Source organism: Marinagarivorans cellulosilyticus (genome assembly GCF_021655555.1).
GTDB classification, from domain to species: Bacteria; Pseudomonadota; Gammaproteobacteria; order Pseudomonadales; family Cellvibrionaceae; genus Marinagarivorans; species Marinagarivorans cellulosilyticus.
The window spans coordinates 1,924,435-1,950,000 of the sequence record NZ_AP023086.1; the positions used below are offsets into that span (position 1 = coordinate 1,924,435).

Here is a 25,566-nt window from a genome sequence, read left to right on the forward strand (position 1 = left end):
AGATATAATAGGCTTGCTTAATACTTGAACAACATTAAATGCTGATTCATAAAGAAACGCCTAAAGTATTTGCGTCCGATAAGGCTTTAGTGATTAACGAGTTAATTTTTTGTCTCCAATATTATTTTGAGACTAGAACTTTGTAATATTTGATGTCTTGTTGTGGTGAAGGGTGTCATAGTTGTCATGTTAAATAATTGGGCGCGGTAATTTTTTAATGCCTGCTCTTGAACGGTAGTCGGTATTGTGTGGCTGAGGTAAAGGAAAGCAAGTGCAAGTTGGTGAATTGATAGCGTCAACCGATGACGGGCTGGAAGCCATTATGCATGCGCTGATGGATTTTTTATTTAAATGGGATCGGGTCAAGCGTTGTTAGCTTGGTGCGCAAAGTAGGTCAGGGGGAGAAAATGGGCTGCAGTATTAATCTTAATGGAATTTATATTTTCTATTGGGTTGCCAAGTTAAAAAGTATTACAGCGGCAAGTCGGCAATTAAATAGTAGTAAACCAACGTTTAGTCGAAAGTTGGCAGAGCTAGAAGAGGCGTTAGAAGTTACTCTAATTGTTAGAAACACTCGGTGTTTTCAATTGACGCCTGCAGGAGAAGAGTACTTTCAATTAGCGTCTCAGATAATCAACCTTATAGATACGGCTAATACGCAAGTACAGCAATACAAAACGGATTCGCATGGCACTATTAAGTTGTGCATACCACCAGAGCTTAACTCAACGGCGACTAGTCGAGTCATCAAGCAATTTATGGATAAACACCCTGATGTTAGCGTCGAGGTCACCGTCTCAGACAAAAACCAATTTTCCGTTGACGATGGTTATGATTTACTTTTTCGTTTAGGTGATATGGACGATTGCCGTTTGGTGTCGCGAAATATTGGTACTATTGAGTACGGTTATATTGCTTCAGCGGACTATATTGAGAAACGTTACATTAGCGGCCCGAGCCCAGCGTTCGTTAAACCATCTTTAATTGCTATAGGCGGAGAGTTCGATCGCAAGATTGGTCGCATGCAAGATAAGTGCGGTGCAATTTCTGTCAGTGATGTAATGCTAGCCAAGAACTCAATTCTGGCTGGCCTGGGTGTCGCAAGATTGCCGCTGCACTTGTGTTCCGAGGAGCTAGGGCAGGGAAGTTTGCAGTTATTACAGGTTGAGGCCAGCGATCGCACTTCAGTTAATCTCGTATTTATGCAAGATCGTTATATGCCCGAATACATTAGGAAGTTTGTTGATTATTTAGTGGCCTTGTCAGAGGCAAATCGCCTTTGGTCTTCCTCCGAGTTATATCCTGTTTTCTTACCAAGAGGCGTTCCTGCTGTTGCTAGTGCGGGATAAGGCAGCTTAAGGTAGATATCTATTAGTAGTAATTACTGTTCGAGTTGCCAAAGCATCCTTAAACTCGAGTTAGCCCATGTGTGTAGGGCAATTTATTTGGACGCGCAATCAAAAATACCATCGCTTGAAAGCGGTGGTATTTTTGATTGCGTTGTGAGCTGTTGGCGTAATGCTGCTGTTCTTTGAAAAATGCGAGCTTGGGGGGGGTATTAGCTGGCGGGGCTTGGCACTGTTCTCGTGCGGCCATCTTTATCGATGGCGACAAATACAAATTCGGCATCGGTTACTTTTTGTGGCGCGTTGTCGGTGTAATGTTTTGTCCATACCTCGATATTAATGCGAATGGACGAGCGGCCAACTTCAGCTACTTCACAATAGCAGCTAACAATAGCGCCGACTTTAATTGGGCTTAAAAAAACCATCGCGCCAACAGCAACGGTAGTTACTGGCCCGCGGGCTAACTCGCGAGCGGTAATTGCACCGGCAAGATCCATCTGTCCCATTAACCAGCCGCCAAAAATATCGCCGTTGGAGTTGGTATCTTGGGGGCGGGTGAGGGTTTGTAGTGCAAGTTCTCCTGATGGAGTTGGATCTTCGTCGCTATCTATCATTATGTAATCCTTAGAAATAAATGCCTGATATTTCTGTTGATTGAATATTACTGTGGTTTGTTTTTATCGAGCTGCGCTTATGGCATCGGGTAGCCAAGTCACTAGCTCTGGTTTTAGCGCCAATATAGTCATTAGTAAAACTTGAATGCCAATAAACGGTGCAACGCCACGGTAAATATCGCTGGTTTTAACGCTTTTAGGAGCTACTCCTCGCAAGTAAAACAGGGCAAAGCCAAATGGTGGTGTTAAAAAGGATGTTTGCAAGTTAAGCGCAATCATTATGCCAAGCCATATCGGGTCTACGCCCATCATCAATAGTGCGGGGCCTACTAGCGGTACCACGACAAAGGTGATTTCGATGAAATCTAGAATAAAGCCAAGTAAAAAAATTACGACCATGACGATTAGCATCGCGCTAAAAACGCCGCCAGGCAGGGTAGCGAAAAACTGCTCTATAAGCTCTTTGCCGCCGTAACCAATAAATACCAGCGAAAAAATAGACGCCCCAAGCAAGATGGTAAAGACCATACAGGTAATTTTAGTGGTGGTTTGCATAACGCCTTTAAGGATACCTAGCGATAACTGCTTTTTAGCCAGTGCCAGTAGTGTGGCCGCAAGGGCACCTACGGCCGCGGCCTCTGTTGGGGTTGCAAGGCCGCTGATGATTGAGCCAAGAACCAACACAATAAGCATGACTGGTGGCAAAATGCTGAGCCAAAGCTGGCTTTTTGCTTTGCTTTCGCATTCTACTCTAGGCGCTGTTGCACCTTTAAAAACGCCGGTGGCCAGTAAGTAAATGAGGTAGAGCAGCACCAAAATAAAGCCAGGTACAACCGCGCCCATAAACAGGTCGCCAACAGAAACAGGGGCTGCATTGAATATGCCTTGCTGTAGCTGGGCTTGCTGGTAAGCGTTGGATAAAATATCGCCTAGTAAGACTAATGCGATAGAGGGCGGGATAATTTGGCCCAAAGTGCCGGTTGCGCAAATGGTGCCGGTGGCAAGTTTTGGGCAGTAACCTTGCTTAAGCATAGTTGGCAGCGACATCAGTCCCATAGTGACAACCGTAGCGCCCACAATACCGGTACTTGCTGCTAGCAGTGTGCCCACCAAAACTACCGAAATGCCTAGCCCTGCCGGCAGTCGGCCACAGGCTTGCGCCATATTTTCGAGCAATTCTTCGGCAAGTTTTGTGCGCTCTAGCATAACGCCCATAAAAATGAATAGGGGTACGGCAACAAGGGTATTTTTGCTGTAAACGCCAAATAGGCGCTCTGAAATGTACAATAAATCTTGTGGGTTGAAGTGGCCGCTAATAATGCCGATGCCTGCAAACCACAGGCTTACGCCTGCTAGGGTAAAGGCCACCGGGTAGCCCAGCATTAAGGCGGCACATACACACAAAAACAATAAGAAGGGGATCCACTCAATCATGTTGCTGCGCCTCTGGGCTGTCTGTCACTGCGCCTTCTAGCTCAAGCTGGCCAAGGGTGGCCAATTGCCTGAATGAGTCGGCGATGGCCTGTAAGGCGAGTAAGGCGCCGTTAACCACTAAAAGCGATTTCAACAAAAAAACGGCGGGCAAGCCGCCTGCGTCAGCGGAGGTTTCTTGAATGGCCCATGCGCTGGTTACGAAACCCCAACTTACAAGTGCGGTCACAAGCGCAAAAGGTAGTAAAAACGCGATATTGCCTACAAGGTCGACCCAGGCTTGGTATTTTCGGCTGCAGCGGCGATAAAAAATATCAACCCGCACATGCCCTTGTTCTGCCAACGTATATGCGCTGGCAAGCATAATCACTGTTGCGTGCAAGTAAGTCACAAGTTCTTGAGCGGCAACAGAATTGGCGTTTAGTAGGCCGCGTATTATGACGATACCTGCCATAAGTACCACCATAGCTAAGGTGAGCCAAGCGACAGAGCGGCCGATAGATTGATTAATGCTGGTGCCAATAGCAGCTAGCGTTTGGTAGCGCTCGAAAAGAAGCATCATTGCCTTATACCCAAGTTAGGGGTGAGCATTATAGCCTTATAACTTTAATTGCCCAGAGATCACACTTAAGCAAGTTTCCATAAAATTGAAACAAAACTGTAATAATTCGCGATTAGGATGGCGCCATCTTAAACAAGTGTGCGGCCGCAAGTGCGGTTCATTCAACATTAACGAGGGTTTATTGTGAAAAAATTACTGATGGCAGCGGCGTGCGTTGCAAGCTTTTCATTGGCGCCACAAGCGTTCGCAAACCGTGACCACATCATGGTTGTGGGTTCATCGACAGTTTTTCCATTTTCAAAAGTTGTTGCTGAGCGTTTCGGTCGTAAAACAAATTTCAAAGCGCCTAAAATCGAGCCTACCGGTACTGGCGGCGGCTTTAAAGAGTTTTGTAAAGGTGTGGGCATAAGCACTCCTGATGTTTCCAATGCTTCTCGTCGCATTAAGTCGAGTGAGTTTGAAGACTGCCAAAAAAATGGTGTGAAAGACATCGTTGAAGTCTTGATTGGTTATGACGGCATCGTCATTGCCAACTCAGTTAAGGCCAAGCCTATGACTCTAGAGCTTAAGGATATATTCCTAGCGCTAGCGAAGAAGGTTCCAGACCCCAAGGGCACAGAAACCTTAGTTGATAACCCCTATGTAACATGGAAAGACGTAAATCCTGCGTTGCCAGCTACAAAAATTGAAGTGTTAGGCCCACCGCCTACTTCTGGTACCCGCGATGCCTTTGTTGAGCTAGCGATGGAAGGCGGTTGTAAAACCTTCCCATGGATTAAAGCCATGAAAGGCACCGACAAAAGCAAATACAAAGCTTTGTGTCATGGTATTCGTGAAGATGGCGCCTATGTTGAAGCGGGCGAAAACGACAACTTGATTGTGCGTAAGCTCAGCGAAAGCCCAAAGGCGCTCGGTATTTTTGGCTTTAGCTTCCTTGATCAAAACGCAGACAAAGTACATGCAGCTAAAGTGGGCGGTCATGCACCTACGTTCGAAAGTATTTCTGATGGCAGCTACATCGTTTCGCGTCCATTGTACTTTTACGTAAAGGCAGCGCACGTAGGCGTTATCCCTGGCATCCAGGAATTCTTAGCTGAGTTCACTAACGATCGCGCTTGGGGTGACGAAGGTTACTTAACCGATAAAGGCTTGATTCCGCTATCAGCCAAAGAGCGCGCTAAAGTGGGCGCCAGTGTTAAGAAGTTGGAATCACTTTCGCTTTAAGATGCCGTGTTGTGCTAATCTTGCGCCCCAAATTGGCAGCACCAATTAACAGCGTGTGATTAGCCAGTGTCACTGTCATCAAGACGACATGAAAACCATTGAAAATAGCCCATAAGCCTTGTGGGCTATTTTTTTGTATCTGAGTTAGGTAGCTATCGTGGAACCATCAGTACTTGTTATTGCTATTTTTGTGTTGGGCTCTTTAGCCTTTCTGGCTGGGCGCTCGCGCTCTGTCGCAATATCACAAAATGTTGGCGGCATACGTTTTTTAAACTCATTGCCGTTTTATTACGGCACGCTTACGGCCCTTTGGTGCGCGATCCCGTGCTTTGCGGTGCTGGGCGTGTGGATGATCTTTGATGATCTTATCATTCGCAATGCGGTGCTTTCATCTTTGCCGGAAGAGGCGATAGCGCAAGCCGGCGATAACGTAGGCTTACTGCTTAACCAAATTCAAAATATTGCTGCGTTGTCCGCGGGTGCTGACGATGCCCCAGACTACATGTTCGTTGCGGCAGAGCGTTTACAGTCTTTACAGGCTACCAGCCGGTGGGCCATGACGGGGGTTATTCTCGTGTGTGCCTTGGTGGGATCTATTTTTGTATGGAGCCAAATCCAGCCTCAGCTTAAGGCGCGCTTTAAGGTAGAGAAGGTCTTTAGAAACTTCCTCTTTTTGTGTTCAAGCTTGGCGATTTTAACTACTGTCGGCATTGTGGCTTCTGTGCTGTTTGAGTCTATCCGCTTTTTTACCCAAGTACCTATTACAGAGTTCTTGTTCGGATTGGAGTGGAGCCCGCAAATGGCTATTCGCGACGACCAGCAGGGTAGCTCGGGTAGCTTTGGTGCTATTCCGCTATTCACCGGCACGCTATTGATTGCAGCCATTGCCATGATTATTGCCGTACCTTGCGGTTTGATGTCGGCCATCTTCTTATCCGAATACGCCGGTGCGCGCACCCGCGATATTATCAAGCCTATGCTTGAGGTTTTGGCGGGTATCCCTACCGTGGTTTATGGTTTTTTTGCGGCGTTAACCGTGGCCCCGTTCATTCGCGATTTAGGCTTCGATTTGGGCTTGGATCAATGGTTAATTATTAGCTCTGAAAGTGCGCTGGCCGCTGGCCTTGTGATGGGCGTGATGATTATTCCTTTTGTCTCGTCGCTATCGGATGACGTGATTAATGCTGTACCGCAATCTTTGCGCGATGGCGCTTTGGGCTTAGGGTCGACCAAGTCCGAGGTCATTAAACAAGTTGTTATTCCCGCCGCGTTACCGGGTATTGTCGGTGGCGTATTGTTAGCGGCTTCGCGCGCTATTGGTGAAACCATGATTGTGGTAATGGCTGCAGGTTTGGCTGCTAACCTCACGCTTAACCCGCTAGATTCTGTAACCACTGTTACCGTGCAAATTGTGACGCTATTAGTTGGCGACCAAGAATTTGATAGCCCGAAAACACTCGCGGCTTTTGCTTTGGGTTTGATGCTATTTGTGGTCACCCTCAGCTTAAATTACCTTGCCCTGCACATTGTTAGGAAGTATCGAGAGCAATATGACTAAGCCATCATCTACAAAACAAGCAGAATTAGTCCAAAAGAGCTTAGCCAAGCGTTATGCGGCAGAAAAGCGATTTAAAGCTTTTGGTATTGCTTCTATTTCATTTGGCTTGGGCGCGTTACTGGTGTTGTTTGTCGAAATATTCGGCGGCGGCATGGGCGGCTTTCGGCAAACAGAAATGGCGTTGGAAATCGAGTTCGATGCCGATACGCTCGAAGTTTACGACGCCACAAACCCTGATGAAATATTAGCGGGTAATTACTCTGGTCTTATTAAAGCTGCGCTAAAAAAGCGTTTTCCTGATGTGACGAATCGACGTGAAAAGCGTGCGCTTTACAGTATGGTGAGCGTGGGGGCTAATTATCAGTTGCGGGATTTACTCGCGACCGACCCAGACTTACTTAATAGCACACAGCGCTTATGGGTATTGGCCGATGATGATATCGATACCTACTACAAGAGCTTATCTGGCGAGCCTTATGCCGAGCGCATGACAGAGCAACAGCTTAAGTGGGTTCAAAGCTTTGTGGATAGCGGCGATATTAAAACCGTTTTCAATACGCGCTTTTTTACCGACGGTGATTCCAGCGAGCCAGAAATGGCCGGTATTCGCGGGGCGGTATTGGGCAGTTTATTAACACTGCTGGTGACTTTAGCATTGTCATTCCCTGTGGGAGTGGCGGCCGCGATTTATCTAGAAGAATACGCCCCCAGCAACCGTTTAACTGACTTTGTTGAAGTGAATATTAATAACCTGGCGGCCGTGCCTTCGATTATTTTTGGCCTGCTGGGTTTGGCAATATTCATTAATGTGTTTGAAATGCCGCGCTCTATCCCCTTGGTAGGCGGCATGGTATTAACCTTAATGACACTGCCAACCATTATCATTTCGAGCCGCGCGGCCATTAAGGCTGTGCCACCGAGCATCCGCGAAGCAGCCTTAGGTATTGGCGCGTCAAAAATGCAGATGATTTTGCACCACGTATTGCCTTTGGCGATGCCAGGCATGCTGACCGGCGCCATTATTGGTATGGCGCAGGCGTTGGGCGAGACGGCGCCGCTGTTAATGATTGGTATGGTGGCGTTTATTATGGATATACCAGGCTCCGTCACAGACCCAGCTACCGTAATGCCGGTGCAAATATTTTTGTGGTCCGATAGCCCAGAGCGTGCCTTTGTTGAAAAGACATCGGCGGCGATTATGGTGCTACTCATGTTCCTTATGTTTATGAATGCCCTTGCGGTATTGCTGCGTAAACGCTTAGAGCGTCGCTGGTAAGAGCGCGCTTAATTAACCGGCACCCATCGGCCAATAACTCTTTTGGTCGATAGGGGTGCTTCTTGTCATAAAGGTGTAATAAGATGCAAGAAACCGTTATCGAGCCAACACGTATTAAACCTCAAGCAAATGCCGCGCAAGAGGCTTCTGCTCGCTCGCAGCAAACGATTAAACCAACAACTTCTAAAGATACTAGTGCAATGAAATCCAATAGATCGCCCTCTGAAATTGCCGAAAGCGTGACCAAAACAGTCGGTAAGCCGCTGGCCGATAATGCAAAGCTTTCCATGCGTGACGTTTGTGTGCATTACGATCAAAAACAAGCGGTTTACGATGTAAACTTGGATATTGCCGAAAACCAAGTGGTGGCGTTGATTGGCCCTTCAGGTTGCGGTAAATCAACGTTTTTGCGTTGCATGAATCGCATGAACGATACCATCGATATCTGCCGTGTTAGTGGCAGCATTCAGCTTGATGGTATGGATATTTACGATAGCAAGTTAGATGTAGTACCGCTGCGCGCACGTGTGGGCATGGTATTCCAGAAGCCTAATCCGTTTCCTAAATCAATTTACGATAACGTCGCTTATGGCCCTCGTATTCACGGCTTGGTTAACCGCCGCACCGATCTGGACGAAATTGTAGAATCCAGCTTGCGCCGCGCGGGCTTATGGGAGGAGGTTAAAGATCGTTTGGCCTCGCCAGGCACTGGGTTATCGGGCGGGCAGCAGCAGCGCTTGTGTATCGCGCGCACCATTGCCGTTAGCCCAGAAGTTATCTTGATGGACGAGCCTTGTTCGGCACTTGACCCTATCGCTACGGCAAAAATTGAAGAGCTTATTGCTGAGCTAAGCCAAAACTTTACCATTGCGATTGTTACCCACTCGATGCAGCAGGCTGCCCGAGTATCAAATCGTACCGCTTACTTTCACTTAGGGCGCTTAATCGAGGTTAACGAAACCGAAAAGGTTTTCACCAACCCTGACCACGAACTTACGGAATCGTATATTACCGGCCGTTTTGGTTAATGTGCTGCCAAAATATTCGTCGCATGCATCCTTGCTATTGAAAAATAGTTGGCGCGCATGCGATGCTGGTGGGCTAGTCGTAACATTTACTAAAATCACACATTTCATCACGTTATTCAGGTAGTACAAGCATGGAAAACCTTCAAATCGATCAGCACATCTCCCGTCAGTTCAATGCTGATTTAGAGCACCTGCGCGAGCATTTATTGGAAATGGGTGGCTTGGTTGAAGAGCAGGTAGCTGATGCTGTTCGCGCTATTGAAACAGCCGATAGTGGGCTTGCTGAAAAAGTACTGCGCACTGAGGAAGATATCGACAGCCTTGAGGTCTCGCTAGATGAAGAGTGCACCCTAGTACTGGCGCGCCGCCAGCCTGCGGCCTCTGATTTACGCTTAGTATTAATGGTGACAAAAGCCAACCGCGATCTAGAGCGCATGGGTGACGAGGCCGATAAAATTGCCCGCATGGCCATTGCATTAAACGATGCTGGTGGCGCCATTTCACCGCGCGGATTCGTTGAGTTGCGCCACATCGCCAACAGCGTACAAGCCTTAGTGAATCAAGCGTTAGATGCTTTTGCTCGCTACGACGTTCAAACGGCCATGAAAGTGGTTAAAGGAGACACCTTGGTCGATCGTGATTACGGCTCGGCCATGCGTGAACTAATGACCTACATGATGGAAGATCCGCGCTCGATTACGCGGGTGATGAATATCATTTGGGCTTTGCGCTCGTTAGAGCGCATTGGTGACCACGCGCGCAATATCGCCGAGCACGTCATATACTTGGTGCACGCTATGGATGTGCGCCACACGAGTGTGGGTGAAATCGAGGCCCAGCTTGAAGAACATGGCCATAAGCCTTCGTAGTGGTAATTACACGGCATAAAAAAAGGCTTCCTTGTGAAGCCTTTTTTTATGCCGCTTGTTAGCGTTTTGCCTTTGATTGCTAGCCTCTAGCCGCCAAACCAACCTTCTACATCCAGCGATATGCTGGCATCTCCCGCCAAGCAGGGCCATTTTTGCAAAACATCAGCCCACCGGTTGTCCTTGTGTTCATTTAAGTAACGAGAGCAATTTGGCGAGCTAAGTGCGCCGCCTTGATAGAACAATGCCTCGATTGCGTAGTGAACGGCTAAGTCGAGTTGATTGGCAAATTCCTCACCCAGCAGGGCGTGTACAACAATGTTGGATAGGCTCATATCCATGGGCGATAAGGGCGTGCCGCAGGCCAGTTGAATGCGGTCGTTCACTTCCTCAATCATGCGATGTGATAGATAGGCCTCATCCAATAAGGCGACTAGGCCCGTATGTCCGTTGACAAGCTCCGGCGGCGAAATAAAAAAATCTTCGGCAATGGTCATGAACGCTTGGCCTTGCTCGTAAATTTCGGCCTCTTGCATTAATGCGGTAAGCGCTTCTAAAAAATCGGGGACGTGCTCAATGTACTGTGTGATGAACTGGGCTAATGCAGCTTCTGGCGCATCGCCCGGTATTTTTATGGTGTGGTGAAGGTGCGGTAGCTGAGCAGCAGCGAACCGTACAAGGCAATTGTCTTTTGCGTCTTGCTGAGAGGCCTCGGCAATCAGTTGCCGGATATGAAGTGTATTAGTTGTGGTCATGCTTTTAAACATAGCTCAAGCGCAAAGAATGTGGCAAACAAATCCATCATTTATGGATTATACCGGCTATCGCCTTATTTAATGTGATGCCGGTGCAACGAATGCATTGCTTTCGGTTCTGATGAGTAGGGCGGCGACATACTGCTACTGATCACGAGAAACCATGCATTTGTGATGTTGTTGCCCCATTGTTCGTTAGATCTGGCTAGAATAGATCGCTATACTTACTTAATGTTTACCCTTCGACACGGGTAGAAAATGACAGAATTCAGACTCCCGGAGTGAATATGGTTTTAAAACGTTTAATGACCGCTAGTGCGTTGTTAGCTTCGGCAATATTTGTCTCTGGCTGCGGGGAAGATATCGCTGTAACCGCGAGCGCGCCGACACCACCTTTAGAGAATATTCCTTTTGATGCGCAAAAAGCCGAGGCTGGGGCTGCCGAGTATCAAGCCAATTGCGTTGCCTGCCACGGCGAAGATGGACTAACAACCGGTGTGGCCGGTTCTACGGCTATATTGCACCGCGTTTATGCAACGCCCGCCGCAATCGACAACGACAAGCTTGCGAACCGTTCTGTAAACGAAATGCCACCGCAGGATAAAACAGCGTGTAACTTTTCCTGCCAAGAAAACATCCAGCACCACTTTTACAAGATGTGGACAGAGCAGTTTGCTGCAAGCTCTAGCTCTACCGGTGCGAGTTCAAGTAGTGGTACAAGTAGCAGCAGCGAAACTATTGCTCCTGCCGACCGCAATGTACGCAATTACACAGCGTCGCTTGATGGTGAGTTAGATGCGCAGAGTGTAAGCCGCGGCATGGACTTATATACCGAGAAGACGTGCGCTGATTGTCATGGGGAGTATGGGGGCTATAACGGCGAGTTGTCACCGCCTTATAACTTGGCCAACACGCCAATCCACAATAACTTAGAATATTATGTCTACGATAATATTCGCTACGATACCCTTTTTGATATTACCCACGACGAGATGCCACTTGGTGCTTCAACAACTTGCGAAAGCCAGTGTGCAGAAGATGTAGCGGCCTATATGCGTAGCTGGACAGCTGAAACCGGTGATTTTGTGTTACCTAATACTTCGAGTAGTGCTGCTAGTTCTTCTTCTGCGAGTTCCTCTTCTGCACCTTCGGGGCCTACTCAAGATGAGATTGACGCTCGAGTTGCGGCCGGTAAAGCGCTTTATGATGGCGCAAGTGACAATATTTGCTCGGCTTGCCATGGTGCAGATGGTACAGCGGTGGGTATTTCACCGCGATCGCTTACGGATTTTACCGGTAGCTATGACGATATGATGGCTATTATTCGAGATGGGGTTTCGGGTACGGCTATGCCAGCGTGCACGCCCGCTGGGGATTGCGCCATGCAGTTAACTGATTACATCTGGGTGAGCTTCCTAGGTTATACGCTAACCAATGACGGCGGCACTTCACCATAAACCCAAATCGTTAATACCTTTACCTTCCTTGTAATTAAAGGCAGCATTCGCTGCCTTTTTTCATTTTATAGGATTCACTATGTCGAGCTTATCTCTTTCACCACTGGTATTGGGTTTTTGGCGCTTAAAGCATTGGGGGTATAGCCCACAGCAAATCCTCGCTTTTGTTGAACAGGCTGTCGAGTTAGGCGTTACCAGCATGGATCATGCAATGGTGTACCGCAGCGAAGCGCCTTTTGGTGAGGCGATGGCGTTAAAACCCAGCGTTCGTGATCAAATTCAAATTATTACCAAGTGCGGTATACGGCCTATGGGTTTTGGCGAGCTTGGCGCGCAAGGGGTTAATCACTATGACTTCAGCAAGGCTTACACGATGCAATCGGTTGAGGCTTCGCTGCGTGACTTGCAGACTGATCGCATCGATTTGTTATTGTTGCACCGTCCCGACTTTTTAATGGATATCAGCGAAGTTGCCGAGACTTTTGCGCAATTAAACGCGGATGGCAAGGTGCTGCACTTTGGCGTGTCTAACTTTACCCCCGCTCAGGTCGAAGCGTTGCAGTCAGCATTGCCTGATGCTTTAGTGACCAATCAAGTGGAGTTTTCCCCGCTGAATATGGCAGCCTTGAGCGATGGCACGTTTGATCAGGCTCAGCGTTTAGGTATGCGGCCAATGTTGTGGTCGTGCTTAGCCGGTGGGCGTTTATTCTCGCCAGAAAGCGAGCGCGATAAAGCCGTTGTTGCGGCGCTGCAAGGGGTAGCTCAAGAGCTTGGCGCTGATTCTATAGAGGCTGTCGTGTATGCCTGGTTGTTAGCCTTGCCTTGCAACCCTTACCCAATACTAGGTACCAGCAAAATCGCGCGCGTGGCCGATGCTGTTAAAGCGTTAGACATTAAGCTAACACGTGAGCAGTGGTACCGCATTTGGGAGGCAAGCAACGGCGCATCTGTGCCTTAGTTGTTTGCTGTTAACGGTTAGTTGTGCCCTTGTGCTAGTTTGCCATCTTCGGCTAATTCACAGCGCCCATATTCGCAAGCAATAGTGAATGTGGGCTTGCCCCAGCAGTGGGCGGTGTAAATTTCTTGGAAGTATTTTTGCTGCTCTAACATGATGGCATCGCTCGTCATGTTGCAGCCAGCAGCTTTAGCCACTTGCTCGGCGGTGTATTCGTGATTGCCGTGTTGTTTATTGCGGTGATAATTCTTCGGTAGCCATGTGCGTGCTAGCAGCCCGCTATTGGCTTGGTATTCCACCTGCTCCGACATATCGGCAAGCGCCTCGTCCAAGGCTTCCTTTACGGTTTCTTGCACCACGTGCGAGCCAACGGCGGTACCGAGTAGGGGAATAAAGTAACCGGCCACACCAGTACCCAAGCGTGAAGCACTTAAAAATGAAGATCGCCCGCCGCTTTGCAGTGTTGTAATTTTGTGGCCGTTGGCATCTAGGATGTCCAGCTGTACTTCTACGCTGGCTTGCATCGAGAGCTTTTCAATATCGATTTGGGTGATTTTAGGTCGCACAATTAAGCCGCATTGGTCGCAGCTATTGCCTACAACAGCGCTACGATAGGTTTGCGATATTACGTTTTGCACGGCGTCCGGCAGAGTTTTATTGAAGTCTACTTGCCAGCTATTGAGTAAGCCCACCACAAAAAGCCCCGTTTCTTCATACTGCTGTTGATGGGGTACTACCGGTGGTTGAATTAATACTTGAGTGTTAATGCCAGCGTTTACAACGTTGCCGTTAGCCACTTTAGAGTGGGGGACGTGAACGAGCTGGGTACACCCTGCAAACATAAGGCAGGCCAAAGCGGTAACTAATAATTTGGATACAAACATAGGTACATCAAAGACGAGTATTCGGCATTTTTTCAAATACCAATTGTTATTATTTTTACCTGCTACAACCCGGGCTTCTGGCGATGTCGCGCGTGGGTAGGTCTAGTCCCTTAGTTTGTTCTTTGAGTGTATGACGAATAGGCTGCCAATGTGAGTGCTAGTCGCAGTTGAGCTGTTATTTTGTGACCGGTTTGTCGTTTGTTTTTGTGGGGTAGGTGCCAGCTCACAACTACCCCATAGCTAACAATTACTGGGAAGCCTATTATTGTCGCCGTTTTAACAGTGTGAGCAAAAATAAGCCACTAGCGGCCAGTACAATGCTTGGCCCGGCGGGGGTGTTGTAATAGAACGAAGCCCACATGCCTGCCGCAACAGCACCCGCGCCAATTATGGCCGCGCCTGCGGCCATGGCTTCGGGCGATGTTGTAAGGCGCCGGCTTGCGGCAGCTGGTACGATAAGCATGGCTGTTATCAGTAGTACCCCAACTACACGCATAGCAAACGCCACCACTATAGCAATGGCCATAAGCAAAAGTATGCGCATAAGATTAACGGGAATTCCCTCGACTTTGGCGATATCTGCGTCAATGACCATCAGCAATAGCTTGCGCCAAAAGACCGTAATTAGACCTAGTACGGCACCGCAAACGGCGATAATCAAGTAGGCGTCGTTGCGGCTGGTTGTGAGTAAATCACCAAACAAATACGCAAATAAATCGACCGAGCTTCCCATTAAGCTAACGCTCACTAAACCGGCGGCCAAGGCCGAGTGGGACAGTAGCCCTAGCAGGGCATCGTCGCCAAGGCTGGGTTTTTGTTGCAGTAAAAAAAGTAAACCGGCCAGTGTCATGCAGCACAAAACTATAGCGAGGGTGACGTTGATGCTGGCAAATAAACCTAAAGCCACACCAAGCAATGCGCCGTGGGCTAGCGTGTCGCCAAAGTAAGCCAACCTTTGCCAAACAACAAAGGAGCCTAGCGGGCCTGCAACGGCGGCAATCGCAAATGCAGCGAGCAGTGCATTAATTAAGAAATCTGGCATAGGTGTGAGCTAGTGTTTGTGAATGGAGTGGTCGTGTTGGCAGTTGTGCTGGCCTGGCTCGACTACATCGCCGTGAATATCGTGTTGGTGATCGTGATTGTGGGTATAAATTGCGATATCTTCTGCCGCTTTTTTACCAAAAAGCTGCAGGTATTCGGGGTGCTGGCTAACGCTTTCGGGGGCGCCATGGCAGCAAACATGTTTGTTTAAGCACAAAACTTGGTCAGTTTGCGCCATAACAATGTGCAAGTCGTGAGAAACCATCAGAACACAACAGCCTAGTTCGTCGCGCAGCTGGCCCAATAGGTGATAAAGCTCGGCTTGGCCGGCTACGTCAACGCCTTGTGCTGGCTCGTCTAGTACCAGCAGTTCGGGTTTGCTCATTAATGCGCGGGCAAGCAGTACGCGCTGCATTTCGCCGCCAGACAATTTTTGCACCGGTGTTTCTAGGAGGCATTCAATATCTAGCCGCTGCACGGCGGTTTTTAATGCGGCACTTTTGCCGCAAAGGGATAAAAAGCGCTGGGTTGTGAGCGGTAGCTGCGGGTCTATAGTCAGTTTTTGCGGCATGTAGCCAATGCGCAGTTTAGCCTTGCGCTGGATGTCGCCACTGGTGGGGGTTTGCAGGCCAACAATAATACTGACAAGTGAGCTTTTGCCTGCGCCATTGGGGCCAATCACAGTCACAATTTCGCCTTTGTTCAGGTTCAGGTTGATACCCTGCAAAATTGGGTTGCCGTTAAAGCTCAAATTAATATTATTAAGCTGTATTAACGGGCTTTGTGCACTGTGTGAAAGAGGGTGATTTGTCGCAAGCATGGTGCAATCAGCTAAATTTGAAAGCGCCAAATGATACACTACAACATTTTGATATGCGCGCCTTGCCGGCGCAGTAATAGGTGAAAGTAAAAATGGGTTGTATAACCATTAGAATTTGTTGGGCCAGACGCCAGCTGCGCGCTAGTGCAGCTTTGCTGGGTTTGTTAATGGCTGTAGCGGGCTTGGCTAATGCTGGAAGTGATAAGGCGCTTAACCCGTTTGCGCCAAAGCCAACGGTAGTGGCCACCATTAAGCCTTTAGCGCTATTGGCGCAAAGCATTGCCGGTGAAGATTTCACGGTGGTAACGCTATTGCCACCGAATGCCAACCCCCATGCCCTAGCGATGACTATTGCCGATAGGCAGCGCTTAGACGATGCCAGCCTAGTGCTTTGGCTAGGTGCCGGCTTTGAACGCTTCTTAGCAAAGCCAATGCAGCAGCGGCGCGGTGCCCAGTTAGAGCTTGGTTCGTTAGAGGGGTTAAATTGGCCAGCGAAATCACCGGCCGACTTACACCTATGGCTTGACCCACACAACATTGCTCAGGCGCTTAAGGCCATTACCGTTGAGTTAACCCTAATCGAGCCTTTAAATAGAAATGTATTGGATCAACGGCTAGCCAGCGCATTACGCGAATTGGCCCAGCGAGAACAAGCGATTCAGCGCGAGCTTGACGCTTTTAAAAACGTCCCCTTTGCCGTAAGCCATGATGGCTACGCACATTTTGTAGGCGCTTTTGGCCTGAATCAGTTGGCGGCAGCGACGCGTTTACCCGAAGAGCAGCTATCTGCCCGCCGCATGTACGAGCTACAAAAGTCTTTAGCGGAGGCGAGCTGTTTAGTGGTGGAGCCTGGTGATCATTCCGGTGTTAAGCTTGCGAAGGTACTAGGCGTGCCGGCCGTAGAGGTAGACCCCTTAGGCCGTGCTCCTGAGATCACCTCTATTACCACATTGCTGCAATCATTAACCACTGGCTTTAAGCATTGCTTTAACCCTAGAAACCGCAGTTGAAGCATCAAAGTCTAAGCATCTTATTGACGCTTAATTACGGTTCTAGGTGAATCGCCAATAACTCCGCGTTAGAGCACAACGTTGATGTCCCATTGATAAAAATAAGTGGGTGATAAGGGTGGTGTTATTTCTAGTGTGAGCACATCAAGGCCGGTCGCCTCGGGGGCTTTATAAGTGACATTATAAGGGCCTGTTGGAAGGTAAGTATCTACAATCGTCCAGCTGGCGTTACCAATAATTTTGCCGTTGCCGGCCTTAAACGTTATGGCTGTGCCTACCGGCAAAGGGTTACCGAGCGGGCAGGCGATGGAATCGCTGCTGGCATTGGCATTCCCATCCGATAGGTATAGCCCGCCCAGGCTAAGGTTTCCTTCCGACGTTACGTTAAAGCTTGCTGCTGCAAAGTCACCGGGGTTGCACAGTGTGGGGGAGCGACCATCACTGAGAATTAGCATCATTTGTACGCCAAGGTCGATGAAGTCGTCGCTGCTATCGCACAGGGTGCTGTGTTTGCAGTTTGGTCCGCTCCACAGGTTGTTACCCTCGGTTCTTGAACCGTCGTTATTGGTATCGGCAAAGTGTTCGCCTAGGTCGTACTGCCCGTTATTGTTATTGTCGGAGTAGGGCTCGCCCATCTCGTGAATCTCGGGCGTAAAAGTATCACCGTCGTCAAAAATTTTGTTGCCGTTATTGTCGATAAACCCCTCACCGCCCTTAATGGCGGCAAAAATTTGGATCTTGCCGTTAGCCGGTTGTAAGCCGTTGGGGCTAAAGGTTACAAAGCACGAGCCACTGCTTAGCGTGCAGTTAGGCATAATGTTACCGCCTTCCTCGCTAATAAAATTAACGCTCGTGCCGTCGGGTACTGGGTTGCCCGAACGGTCGGTAGCATTCACCGTGAGGGTGACGCTTTGAGTGCCTATGCGCGCAAACCCTAAAGGGTTATAGGCGCTGGTGGCCAAGGTGACATTGCCTTCGATGGCAATTCCCGATGCCACCACTAAGTTGGATGAAGGCGTGGTTTCGCCTGTGGGCGTATAAGTGGCTAAAACAATAACGTTTGATGGTGCTGTGCCGGCCCTTACACGCACGCTAACTTCGCCATTTTCATCCGAAACCCCAGTGTTCTCGCTAAGGCTCGCGCCGCCGGCGGCGCCATCAATTTGAAAGCTCACTTGCTCACCGACAATATTTTCACCGTTATAACCACGCAGGGCAAAAGTGATGGTTGCGCTTTCTTGCCCGCCAGAGCCACGAATACTAATTTGGGCAGGCTCTGTACTTAGCCACTCGATATTCGAAAAGGGATCTTTCTCGATATTTAGAGTGAGCTCTATGGTGTAGGCGGCGCCATTCCAGTCGCCGCTAAAGGTAACGCGGTCGTCACCGATACAGCCTGTTCTGGCCTCGTAGGTTGCGGTCACTTCAGGACCGTTTAGCTCCGAAAATGTCACCGAGGCATTATTCGCGGTAATGCAGTTGGAGCTAGCACTAGGGGTGCTTGGAATATTTACAGCCTCGTCATAGTTATTTTTAAAGCTAATGCGTATTTCTGTGGGGGTGCGTGGTGGTAGGGTAAGGGCGCTTGCTGAAATTTCGGCAATAATACTTTGGTCATTTGTTGGGTCTATGACCGTTGGAGCAACAGACGAAACAGAAGATGCCGAGCCATTGCTTTGCGCACTGCTAGCGCTTGCCAGGGTAGCGCTACTGCTGGCTTCGTTGGGGGGGCTATCGGGCTGGTAGCTGGGGCCATCAGCCGTATCACCGCAACCATACAGGTGCAGGCTACTCGAGATTAACAATAGTTTAAATATGTGAGCGGGCGTTGTTAGGCGCATAACCAGTTCCTTAAAGCGCAGATAGCAATACCTATTGAGTATAGACAGCAATTTTCTGTTCACATTGCGAGCAAGCTAATGTCTCTTTGACTAAGCTAAAAAGCAGAGATGATCAATAGATGCCTATCGCAAATAAGCGCAGGGCGTGCATGAGGAGTTCAGGATGAAGGTGTTGCAGCGTATATTGCCGGTGGGTGCTGCCTTAAGTGTCGCGCTTGGCCTGTGTCTTTCTACCAAGGTCGCGGCAGATATGCCAAGTTTTGATGTAGTGAGAGCGCAGCTCGCAAGACAAAAAGTGGATGATGTTATCGATAGCTACGATGGTTTTGGCTTGGAGGCATCCAAGCAATTGGCACAAAACTTTTTTGTTGGTGGGCAATATCAAGAATTCGAATTAGCCGACACGGTCGATAGCCAGCAATTTGGGGTGTATGTTGGTTTATATGGTGATGTGGCACGAATGTTTAACACGCGGGTGGCCACCTTATTTGGCTACCGAAAAGCAACATTGGATAGCGCGCTTTTTAACGAGAGTGACGATACAGGCTTTATTGGTGTATCCGTTAGAAACCGCGCCTTCGATCGCGTAGAGCTGCGCGCCGACTTACATTATTTGGATTGGAATAAAAGCGAAAGCGGTTTTATGGGCGCGCTAGGGTTTAGCTACTTTATTGGCCGCGGCGTAGCTTTTGAGGTGGGCTATAAAAAGCAAGGCAACACTCAAACATTCTCGTCAGGTCTTGGTTACTTCTTTTAGGTGCAAGCCTAAAAATAAAACTGATTATCGGTGCCCCATAATTTATTGCTGCGAAAGCCCCAGCAAATAATAGTTGGGCTTTGTATCTTAATGAAAGAAAGTCCATTTACATTAATGATGGCGGGCTGTTTGTAGCAAATGGCCATATAGGCGATGCTGCTGTTCGTATCTCAAGCGAAGATTATCAAGTCAAAAATTACACCGTGGATAGCTCTTCTGATTTGATTTACAGCATTGGGCGTTGGGGCGGGGCACAACTTCCTACCCTTGCTGTGCATCATTTATATCGCGGCGCAACTAGCTATATACCTTTGGCACCTGTTTTAAATAACGTATCGGGTGATTTGTTAATTAGGGTTGGTAGAAGTTGGGGGGGTGTATTGCTAGTTGGTTTGAGTTAATGGCTCGATAAAGACACTCACAGTACGTTGGTCACCAACTTCCGGCAAGGCGGTTGATTATCGTGTGGAAGGCTTCTTCGTAGCCTTCCACGTCCTTTAGCGCTCTATTCTCCTTTGGGTAAGGAGTCCAGAAGCCTAGAGGTCAGCACTTTGGCGCGGGCTAACCGGATAGCCTTTTCAGTGCCCGCTTCTAATATTTCGGTTTCCAAATCGGCTTTCCAGACTAATGCTTGAGGTGGCGGTGGTGTGATGCCGGCGAAGCGACCGTCAACAACTCCCATCAAGGCTTTAACGATAGGCTCGGAACCTTCGCTTCGCATATTGGCGTTCAGGTTGAAGTATTGAGCGAAGTCATCTGCGTGATTGTAATCGTTGGTTGTAAGCACTAAGCCAATAATAAAGTCGGCGGCAGCGGTATCTTGAGTAACGACATAGCCTCGATTGACCAGTTCTGCCCTAACCGTTGATTTGATCACAGCTTCTAATTCTGCGTTCAGTTCTGTCGGCCCTGTAGTTGCCCATGTTACGCCAGGCGTATACCAAGCGAAGCGCTGCCCAGCCTTAGGGGCGAAGTCTGCGGCACTTGTCGATACGCTCGTGAACGACTTTCTTTTTGTTTCTGGAGCTGGCTGTGGGGTTTGTACGCATGCGGCAAGCATGAAGGCCGCTATCGCCAAGAATGATAATTTGAGTGTCATATTGAGTGCCTTTTATTGTGAATGGCAGATCCTACCTCTATTACCAGCCTAAGTTAAGCCGTGTTTTTGCTCTGCGCTCGGTTACAAATTGAAGATAACGGCTTTCGATTTCTAAGCAGTTAGTCATGAGTGTTTCTTTTAGCTGTAGCAGGTTATCTTTTAGTTTGAATATATGGCGCTTTTGCAGCGGCGATAAAGAGGGCCAGGTTCCAAATTCATCGATTCTACCAATACTGCGGTTGATGCCCTGTTCGCAGCTATGCTCCATATCGTTAAGTGCTTTCTCTAGGAAGTAGTGTAGGCGTTGCGCCCCAGTTTGTGTTTGCGGAATATTAATTTCGTCTTGCGGGGGGTGGCTCTCGGATGCTGATGGCGTCAGTAAATTTTTGGCTTTTTGACTAAGCGCGTTAAATATTTTTTCGACCCAGTTTATGAGGCTTTTGTAAAATGGGTGGTGGCGATTGGGTAGGTTTTGAATCAGTATCGACATCGTGTCATCGCCGTGGGTAAAGCGAGCGCTATCTGTTGATGACTCCAAGCATTCGGTATAGCTCATTAAGGCTTTCTCGTAGTCGGTGACATAGCCAAAGGAGGAGCATGTTAGCTCCGGGTGATCGCAGACGTGCAATGCAGCTTTTAACTCCATAGCTTGTAGCGCAACAAGGCATTCGCTCATACAGTGGCTGAGTGAATCGCTGTTGTAGGTGTTTTCAAAAAACGTATTAAGTATGTTGCTGGCTTTGTATAAATCGTTGTTGGCTAGGTGGCTAACGGTGTGGCGCATTACCTTATGTTTAATAAGTGCTTGGTTATTGGAAAGGTGGATGACTTCGTCAGCGCCAGCTTCGTAGTATTTAAGTTCTTTTTGGTTGTCTAGTTGTTGCGTAAGGACAATAAGCTTTATTGGGTTGCTATTAGGGTCGCCCTTTAGCCATGCGCAAGTGGTTGCAGCGTTAACGCTGTAGAGGTCGGCATTGATTAAAATTAAATCAATGTCGTCGCAAATGATGGCCTCAGATGCTTGCTGCACATTCGATACAATCTGGAGGCTTGCAGCGCCCTCGAAGGTTTTCTCGAGCAGTTTTTCGCTAATGGGGTTGTTGTCGATCAGTAAAATATTGGGTAATCCAAGCATGGTACGTCTCAAACAAGGTGCTCGTTAACAGTAGTCGGTACATAAACCGGAATGAATAAACTAGTTGAGGCACTAGTGAGCCTTTGGCGGGGTGACCTAACCTGCAGAAATTGATAGCAAGATGCACACCCAAATTTTGATGCGCATGCTAACGTGTTTTTTATTGCAATAAAATGTATGCGACAAATTTTGTTTGCAGGTTGTGCGGGCGATGGCTAGTTAAGCGGAGTGATTGTTACAACGTGAGTATCTTCATTGCGACTTTTTTGTAGTTGATGAAGCTTTTTCAGGTACGCATCCCAGAGGATGTCGTGTTGAGTGCATAGCTCATAGAGGTAGGCCCAGCTGTAAAGGCCGCTAGAGTGGCCATCGTCAAAAAATATGCGAACAGCGTAATTCCCCGTCATTTCTAGCTTTTCTATCTTAACGTTGCGCTTAGCGTAAGGTGTGCTGCCGCCAGATCCTGCGTGTCCTCTAACTTCAGCTGAGGGGGAGTGGACTCTCAGGAACTCGACGCTTAGGTTGTAGCTGTTCTCGTTGAAGTGGATGTCTAGTGTCTGTGTTTTTTTGTGAAGGTGTATTTTGGTTGGAGTCATCTTAGTGCCAAGAGGTGGTTTTTATGTTCCGGGGAATTATGCGGGTAAGGTGAGACTTCCTAGAATGCCTGCTCTAGCGGCGCCTGTCACGCTAGTCACATTGCCCGGCAGTTTGTGCCAAAATTGGTGCGCGAGCCATGCAAAGGCGGCGGCTTCGACCCAGCTTGGCGCAATGCCAAGTGTTAGGGTGCTGTGTATTGAAATACTGGGGCAGTGCGCCTTAAGGCGAGCCATTAATTGTGAATTGAAAGCGCCGCCACCGCAAACATAAGCGCTGTTAATCCTTCCGGTGTTAATCCCTTGTGCGATTGTTATTGCGCTTAGCTCTAAAAGCGTAGCTTGAACATCTTGGGGGGGCAGTGCTGTTGTGTAATGGGCTATGGCTTCGAGGGTGAACTCCTCTTTACCGGTGCTTTTTGGCGGGGCTTTTTCGAAGTAAGGGTGCGATAGTAAATTTGTTAGCAGCGGAGCGTTGATATTGCCGCTTGCGGCCCATTGTCCATTGTGGTCGTATGGTTTTTGTTGGTGTTGTAGTATCCACGCGTCCATAAGACCGTTGCCAGGGCCTGTATCCCAGCCCGTAATATCGCCAACCTTAGGGAGGTGCGTTACGTTGGCTATGCCTCCGATATTAACGATGCAGCGATTTTGCGTTGGCGAGCCAAAAACGGCCTGATGGAACCCCGGTGTAAGTGGTGCACCTTGACCGCCAAGTGCGATATCCGCCCGGCGGAAATCACTGACTACGGGAATGTTTGCGCGTATGGCTAGCTCGCTGGCATCACCAATTTGCAGAGTGAAGGGCGTTGCTGCACAAGGCCTATGGCGTATAGTTTGGCCGTGATTGCCTATCGCGGTTATTTGCGACGAAGGCAGTTGGGCTTTCTTTAGCAGGTTGTTTACGCATTTTGCGTACAGTGTTGCCAGTTTTTTATCGAGGCAGCCAAGGCGGTCTATTTCGTTTGTGCTGGGCGTAAAAAGCTGCGCTATTTCACCAGCTAGAACCTCATCAAAGGCAATGGCGTCGGTTGCAATGATCTCGAAGTTGTTGTGTGAGATGCTCGCTAACACGCCGTCAATGCCATCGGCACTGGTGCCAGACATTAAGCCAATAAAGTAACCTGCTGGCTGTGACTGGTGTGGCTTCATCACATCGCTGTAGTTGTTGGTGGTGCGTCTTGTTCTTGGCTGGCAACTTGAGTGGCTTTTGGTGTTGGATTTAACTGCGCCACTAGCGACTGCGTTTGCGCAAAAAAGCGCTCACGCTCGGCTTTGGGGACTGGGTCCGCTTTGGGTAATTTAGACACAATCGTGCGAGGGTTACGGTGAACGCCATTTAGCAAAAATTCATAGTGTAAATGTGGCGCAGTTGAAAGGCCTGTAGTTCCAACAGTGCCAATAACTTGCCTTTGGCTAACGCGCTGCCCTTTTTTGACTTTGCGTTTGTGCAGGTGAAGGTATTTGGTTTGAACATTATTGCTGTGCTGGATAACAATGTAGTTGCCGTTGTATTTGCTATAGCTGGAAACAAGCACCTTGCCATCGCCTGGTGACCATACGGGGGTGCCCGTGCTGGCAGCGTAATCAATACCGCGGTGTGGGCGAACAGTTTTCGTAATAGGGTGCAAGCGTCTAGGGTTAAAGTTGCTGCTTATGCGCCGAAAATCAACCGGTGCTCGCAAAAACGCTTTACGCATATTGCGACCCTCCGGGGTGTAGTATTGGGCATCGCCGCGGCTATCAACATAGCGTACGGCCTGAATGCTCTTTCCTCTGTTTACAAATTCAGCGGCAATAATGTTACCGCTGCCTAGGTATTTATCCGCGAGGTAGCGCTCCTCATAAACAACAACAAAGCTGTCGTTTTCTCGAATATCTAATGCGAAATCTACATCCCAGCCAAAGATATCGGCCAAGCTCATTGTTAGCTTATCTTCTAAGTTGGCTTCTTTGGCGGCAGCATAAAGTGAGTGGGTGATGGTGCCTGATGTGCGAACAAGCCGGACTTCGGGCTCAAGTGCAATTGTGGAATGTTCGTAGCCGTCATCAGTTCGGGCAAATACTTGCTTGTGGAGTTCGTCTTCTATGTGGTGTAGCTCGGCAAGCTTGCCATCGCTATCAAGGACAAAAAGTAACTTGTGGCCTGGATAAATTTTGGCAAGGGACTTGGCTTTGGGGTGGTTGTGCAGCAAGTGATACATATATTTGCTGTTCACCTTGGCGCGCTTAAAGACAGTTTCTAGGAAGTCGCCATCTTTTACGGTTTCTTCAATAAAGACTTGCGTGCTTTGTTTGGGTTGAGTTTGCAGTGCTTGCTCAACGGCAGTAATGGCGTCAGTCGTGTGTTCGGTGATGGGTGATAATGGGGCTTGTTCTACTAATGGCGCCGTGTTGTTTTGTAGCGAGGCGGCATGCGCTGTTGTTGCTAAAATACTGCTGCTGCTTGATGGGATGTTTGAGTCTTCTGTGCTTTTTCTGCTGAGTCCGACGCTAATTAGTGCGCCACACAGAATGATGACACCTATGCGGTGATACTTTGGCATGGATGAAAAAAGGGTGACTGTGTGGTTCAACTGTTTGGATATCATGGTTTTAATGCAGAAAAATTATGCGAATTGCGTAGTTATATCAGAAATTATTGTTGATATCAGTAAAGTTGCCAGTTTATGTCGATAAAAAGCGATAAAAGTGGACGTAATATCTTGTTTTTGCTTCATGTTTAGGTATTGTTGCTCGTTTTTCTTTGGCGCCTAACTGCGTGGGTTTGCGTGCTAATCATTGTGAAATTTAAGTCTTGTGGGGTTGGTATGGTCGATCAGTTATCGTTGTTGGATGATTTAAAAGCGCGCGGTCTCGTTGCTCAAATGACCAGTGAGGATCATTTGGTTGAGCATATGTCCGAGCCTAGAACACTGTATTGTGGTTTTGATCCAACGGCAGATAGTCTTCATATTGGGAGTTTAGTTCCGCTTATTACCTTAAAGCGTTTTCAGGATGCAGGGCATCGGCCGTTAGCTTTGGTGGGCGGCGCTACAGGTTTGATTGGCGATCCAAGTTTTAAAGCGCAAGAGCGTCAGCTTAATACACCGGATGTCGTTGAGTCTTGGGTGGGTAAGCTGAAGAATCAGATCTCCCAATTTATTAGTTTTGACTGCGGTGATAATAGCGCGAGCGTTGTGAATAACTTGGATTGGGTTGGGCAGGTTAACGTGCTCGACTTTTTACGCGATGTGGGTAAGCACTTTTCTGTTAATAATATGATTAACAAAGAGTCTGTAAAGCAGCGCATAGATCGCGAGGGCGCGGGAATT

25 protein-coding genes (1 of these 25 only partly in view) are annotated in these 25,566 nt (G+C 48.3%); 12 read left to right on the forward strand and 13 right to left on the reverse strand.

Going from position 1 to position 25,566, the window contains the following annotated elements; all coding sequences use genetic code 11:
* The first annotated feature begins 407 nt into the window (after positions 1 to 407).
* A complete protein-coding gene (locus tag MARGE09_RS07625; protein WP_236986741.1) occupies positions 408 to 1,349 on the forward strand; it encodes a LysR family transcriptional regulator in 942 nt (313 codons plus the stop codon).
* A 209-nt stretch (positions 1,350 to 1,558) separates the two neighbouring features.
* Here MARGE09_RS07625 and MARGE09_RS07630 read toward each other — a convergent pair whose 3' ends face one another.
* The 3 genes from MARGE09_RS07630 to MARGE09_RS07640 all read right to left on the reverse strand — a co-directional run bounded on the left by MARGE09_RS07630 (position 1,559) and on the right by MARGE09_RS07640 (position 3,953).
* Positions 1,559 to 1,960 carry an acyl-CoA thioesterase gene (locus MARGE09_RS07630; RefSeq protein ID WP_236986742.1) on the reverse strand — a complete coding sequence of 134 codons (402 nt, stop codon included), beginning with the start codon at positions 1,958 to 1,960 and terminating at the stop codon, positions 1,559 to 1,561.
* A gap of 63 nt (positions 1,961 to 2,023) precedes the next feature.
* Positions 2,024 to 3,394, reverse strand: a complete 1,371-nt coding sequence (locus MARGE09_RS07635) for a TRAP transporter large permease (RefSeq protein ID WP_236986743.1) — start codon at positions 3,392 to 3,394, stop codon at positions 2,024 to 2,026.
* Complete coding sequence (locus MARGE09_RS07640) at positions 3,387 to 3,953, reverse strand: TRAP transporter small permease subunit (protein WP_236986744.1); 567 nt, start codon at positions 3,951 to 3,953, stop codon at positions 3,387 to 3,389. Before MARGE09_RS07640 ends, MARGE09_RS07635 begins: the two co-directional genes overlap by 8 nt.
* 183 nt (positions 3,954 to 4,136) lie before the next feature.
* Between MARGE09_RS07640 and MARGE09_RS07645 the strand changes: the two genes are divergently transcribed.
* The 5 genes from MARGE09_RS07645 (at position 4,137) to phoU (ending at position 9,908) form a co-directional block, all read left to right on the forward strand.
* Complete coding sequence (locus MARGE09_RS07645) at positions 4,137 to 5,177, forward strand: substrate-binding domain-containing protein (protein ID WP_420828089.1); 1,041 nt, start codon at positions 4,137 to 4,139, stop codon at positions 5,175 to 5,177.
* A gap of 157 nt (positions 5,178 to 5,334) precedes the next feature.
* Entirely contained in the window at positions 5,335 to 6,735 is a 1,401-nt protein-coding gene (pstC, locus tag MARGE09_RS07650) for a phosphate ABC transporter permease subunit PstC (RefSeq protein ID WP_236986745.1), read from the forward strand.
* Complete coding sequence (pstA, locus tag MARGE09_RS07655) at positions 6,728 to 8,011, forward strand: phosphate ABC transporter permease PstA (RefSeq protein WP_236986746.1); 1,284 nt, start codon at positions 6,728 to 6,730, stop codon at positions 8,009 to 8,011. The genes pstC and pstA overlap by 8 nt, the downstream gene beginning before the upstream one ends.
* A 200-nt stretch (positions 8,012 to 8,211) precedes the next feature.
* Positions 8,212 to 9,039: a phosphate ABC transporter ATP-binding protein PstB gene (gene pstB, locus MARGE09_RS07660; protein WP_236987339.1), complete on the forward strand. Its 828-nt coding sequence runs from the start codon at positions 8,212 to 8,214 to the stop codon at positions 9,037 to 9,039.
* A 131-nt stretch (positions 9,040 to 9,170) separates the two neighbouring features.
* On the forward strand, positions 9,171 to 9,908 hold the full coding sequence (gene phoU / locus MARGE09_RS07665; protein WP_236986747.1) for a phosphate signaling complex protein PhoU: 738 nt from the start codon (positions 9,171 to 9,173) through the stop codon (positions 9,906 to 9,908).
* Positions 9,909 to 9,994: 86 nt separating this feature from the next.
* Here the strand turns inward: phoU and MARGE09_RS07670 are convergent, their stop codons facing one another.
* The gene (locus tag MARGE09_RS07670; protein WP_236986748.1) at positions 9,995 to 10,660 is read right to left on the reverse strand and encodes a hypothetical protein; all 666 of its coding nucleotides are present in this window, start codon (positions 10,658 to 10,660) and stop codon (positions 9,995 to 9,997) included.
* Positions 10,661 to 10,947: 287 nt separating this feature from the next.
* On the opposite strand from MARGE09_RS07670, the gene MARGE09_RS07675 reads away from it, so the two are divergent.
* Complete coding sequence (locus tag MARGE09_RS07675) at positions 10,948 to 12,117, forward strand: c-type cytochrome (protein WP_236986749.1); 1,170 nt, start codon at positions 10,948 to 10,950, stop codon at positions 12,115 to 12,117.
* A 79-nt stretch (positions 12,118 to 12,196) separates the two neighbouring features.
* Positions 12,197 to 13,075, forward strand: a complete 879-nt coding sequence (locus MARGE09_RS07680; RefSeq protein WP_236986750.1) for an aldo/keto reductase — start codon at positions 12,197 to 12,199, stop codon at positions 13,073 to 13,075.
* Positions 13,076 to 13,092: 17 nt separating this feature from the next.
* Here the strand turns inward: MARGE09_RS07680 and MARGE09_RS07685 are convergent, their stop codons facing one another.
* The 3 genes from MARGE09_RS07685 to znuC all read right to left on the reverse strand — a co-directional run bounded on the left by MARGE09_RS07685 (position 13,093) and on the right by znuC (position 15,817).
* On the reverse strand, positions 13,093 to 13,956 hold the full coding sequence (locus tag MARGE09_RS07685) for a hypothetical protein (protein WP_236986751.1): 864 nt from the start codon (positions 13,954 to 13,956) through the stop codon (positions 13,093 to 13,095).
* Positions 13,957 to 14,218: 262 nt separating this feature from the next.
* A complete protein-coding gene (locus MARGE09_RS07690; RefSeq protein WP_236986752.1) occupies positions 14,219 to 14,998 on the reverse strand; it encodes an iron chelate uptake ABC transporter family permease subunit in 780 nt (259 codons plus the stop codon).
* 9 nt (positions 14,999 to 15,007) lie between these two features.
* Entirely contained in the window at positions 15,008 to 15,817 is an 810-nt protein-coding gene (znuC, locus tag MARGE09_RS07695) for a zinc ABC transporter ATP-binding protein ZnuC (RefSeq protein ID WP_236986753.1), read from the reverse strand.
* Between the two features lie 92 nt (positions 15,818 to 15,909).
* Here znuC and MARGE09_RS07700 point away from each other — a divergent pair, with 92 nt between their 5' ends.
* Positions 15,910 to 16,827 carry a metal ABC transporter solute-binding protein, Zn/Mn family gene (locus tag MARGE09_RS07700; protein ID WP_236986754.1) on the forward strand — a complete coding sequence of 306 codons (918 nt, stop codon included), beginning with the start codon at positions 15,910 to 15,912 and terminating at the stop codon, positions 16,825 to 16,827.
* A gap of 68 nt (positions 16,828 to 16,895) precedes the next feature.
* Here the strand turns inward: MARGE09_RS07700 and MARGE09_RS07705 are convergent, their stop codons facing one another.
* Positions 16,896 to 18,668: an Ig-like domain-containing protein gene (locus MARGE09_RS07705; RefSeq protein ID WP_236986755.1), complete on the reverse strand. Its 1,773-nt coding sequence runs from the start codon at positions 18,666 to 18,668 to the stop codon at positions 16,896 to 16,898.
* Positions 18,669 to 18,831: 163 nt separating this feature from the next.
* On the opposite strand from MARGE09_RS07705, the gene MARGE09_RS07710 reads away from it, so the two are divergent.
* Entirely contained in the window at positions 18,832 to 19,425 is a 594-nt protein-coding gene (locus tag MARGE09_RS07710) for a hypothetical protein (RefSeq protein WP_236986756.1), read from the forward strand.
* A gap of 80 nt (positions 19,426 to 19,505) precedes the next feature.
* Positions 19,506 to 19,826, forward strand: coding sequence for a hypothetical protein (locus tag MARGE09_RS07715; RefSeq protein WP_236986757.1), 321 nt, complete (start codon positions 19,506 to 19,508; stop codon positions 19,824 to 19,826).
* 104 nt (positions 19,827 to 19,930) lie between these two features.
* Here the strand turns inward: MARGE09_RS07715 and MARGE09_RS07720 are convergent, their stop codons facing one another.
* The 5 genes from MARGE09_RS07720 to MARGE09_RS07740 form a co-directional block, all read right to left on the reverse strand.
* On the reverse strand, positions 19,931 to 20,524 hold the full coding sequence (locus MARGE09_RS07720) for a DUF4136 domain-containing protein (protein WP_236986758.1): 594 nt from the start codon (positions 20,522 to 20,524) through the stop codon (positions 19,931 to 19,933).
* A gap of 40 nt (positions 20,525 to 20,564) precedes the next feature.
* Positions 20,565 to 21,671 carry a response regulator gene (locus MARGE09_RS07725; protein ID WP_236986759.1) on the reverse strand — a complete coding sequence of 369 codons (1,107 nt, stop codon included), beginning with the start codon at positions 21,669 to 21,671 and terminating at the stop codon, positions 20,565 to 20,567.
* A 203-nt stretch (positions 21,672 to 21,874) separates the two neighbouring features.
* On the reverse strand, positions 21,875 to 22,255 hold the full coding sequence (locus tag MARGE09_RS07730) for a gamma-butyrobetaine hydroxylase family protein (protein ID WP_236986760.1): 381 nt from the start codon (positions 22,253 to 22,255) through the stop codon (positions 21,875 to 21,877).
* Between the two features lie 36 nt (positions 22,256 to 22,291).
* On the reverse strand, positions 22,292 to 23,404 hold the full coding sequence (locus MARGE09_RS07735; RefSeq protein WP_236986761.1) for an anhydro-N-acetylmuramic acid kinase: 1,113 nt from the start codon (positions 23,402 to 23,404) through the stop codon (positions 22,292 to 22,294).
* On the reverse strand, positions 23,404 to 24,843 hold the full coding sequence (locus MARGE09_RS07740) for a peptidoglycan DD-metalloendopeptidase family protein (protein ID WP_236986762.1): 1,440 nt from the start codon (positions 24,841 to 24,843) through the stop codon (positions 23,404 to 23,406). Before MARGE09_RS07740 ends, MARGE09_RS07735 begins: the two co-directional genes overlap by 1 nt.
* Positions 24,844 to 25,062: 219 nt before the next feature.
* Between MARGE09_RS07740 and tyrS the strand changes: the two genes are divergently transcribed.
* Positions 25,063 to 25,566, forward strand: partial view of a tyrosine--tRNA ligase gene (tyrS, locus tag MARGE09_RS07745; RefSeq protein ID WP_236986763.1) — the 5' portion only. Its footprint extends 792 nt past the window's final position; the window shows 504 of its 1,296 coding nt (coding positions 1-504); it begins with the start codon at positions 25,063 to 25,065; the stop codon falls past the right edge of the window.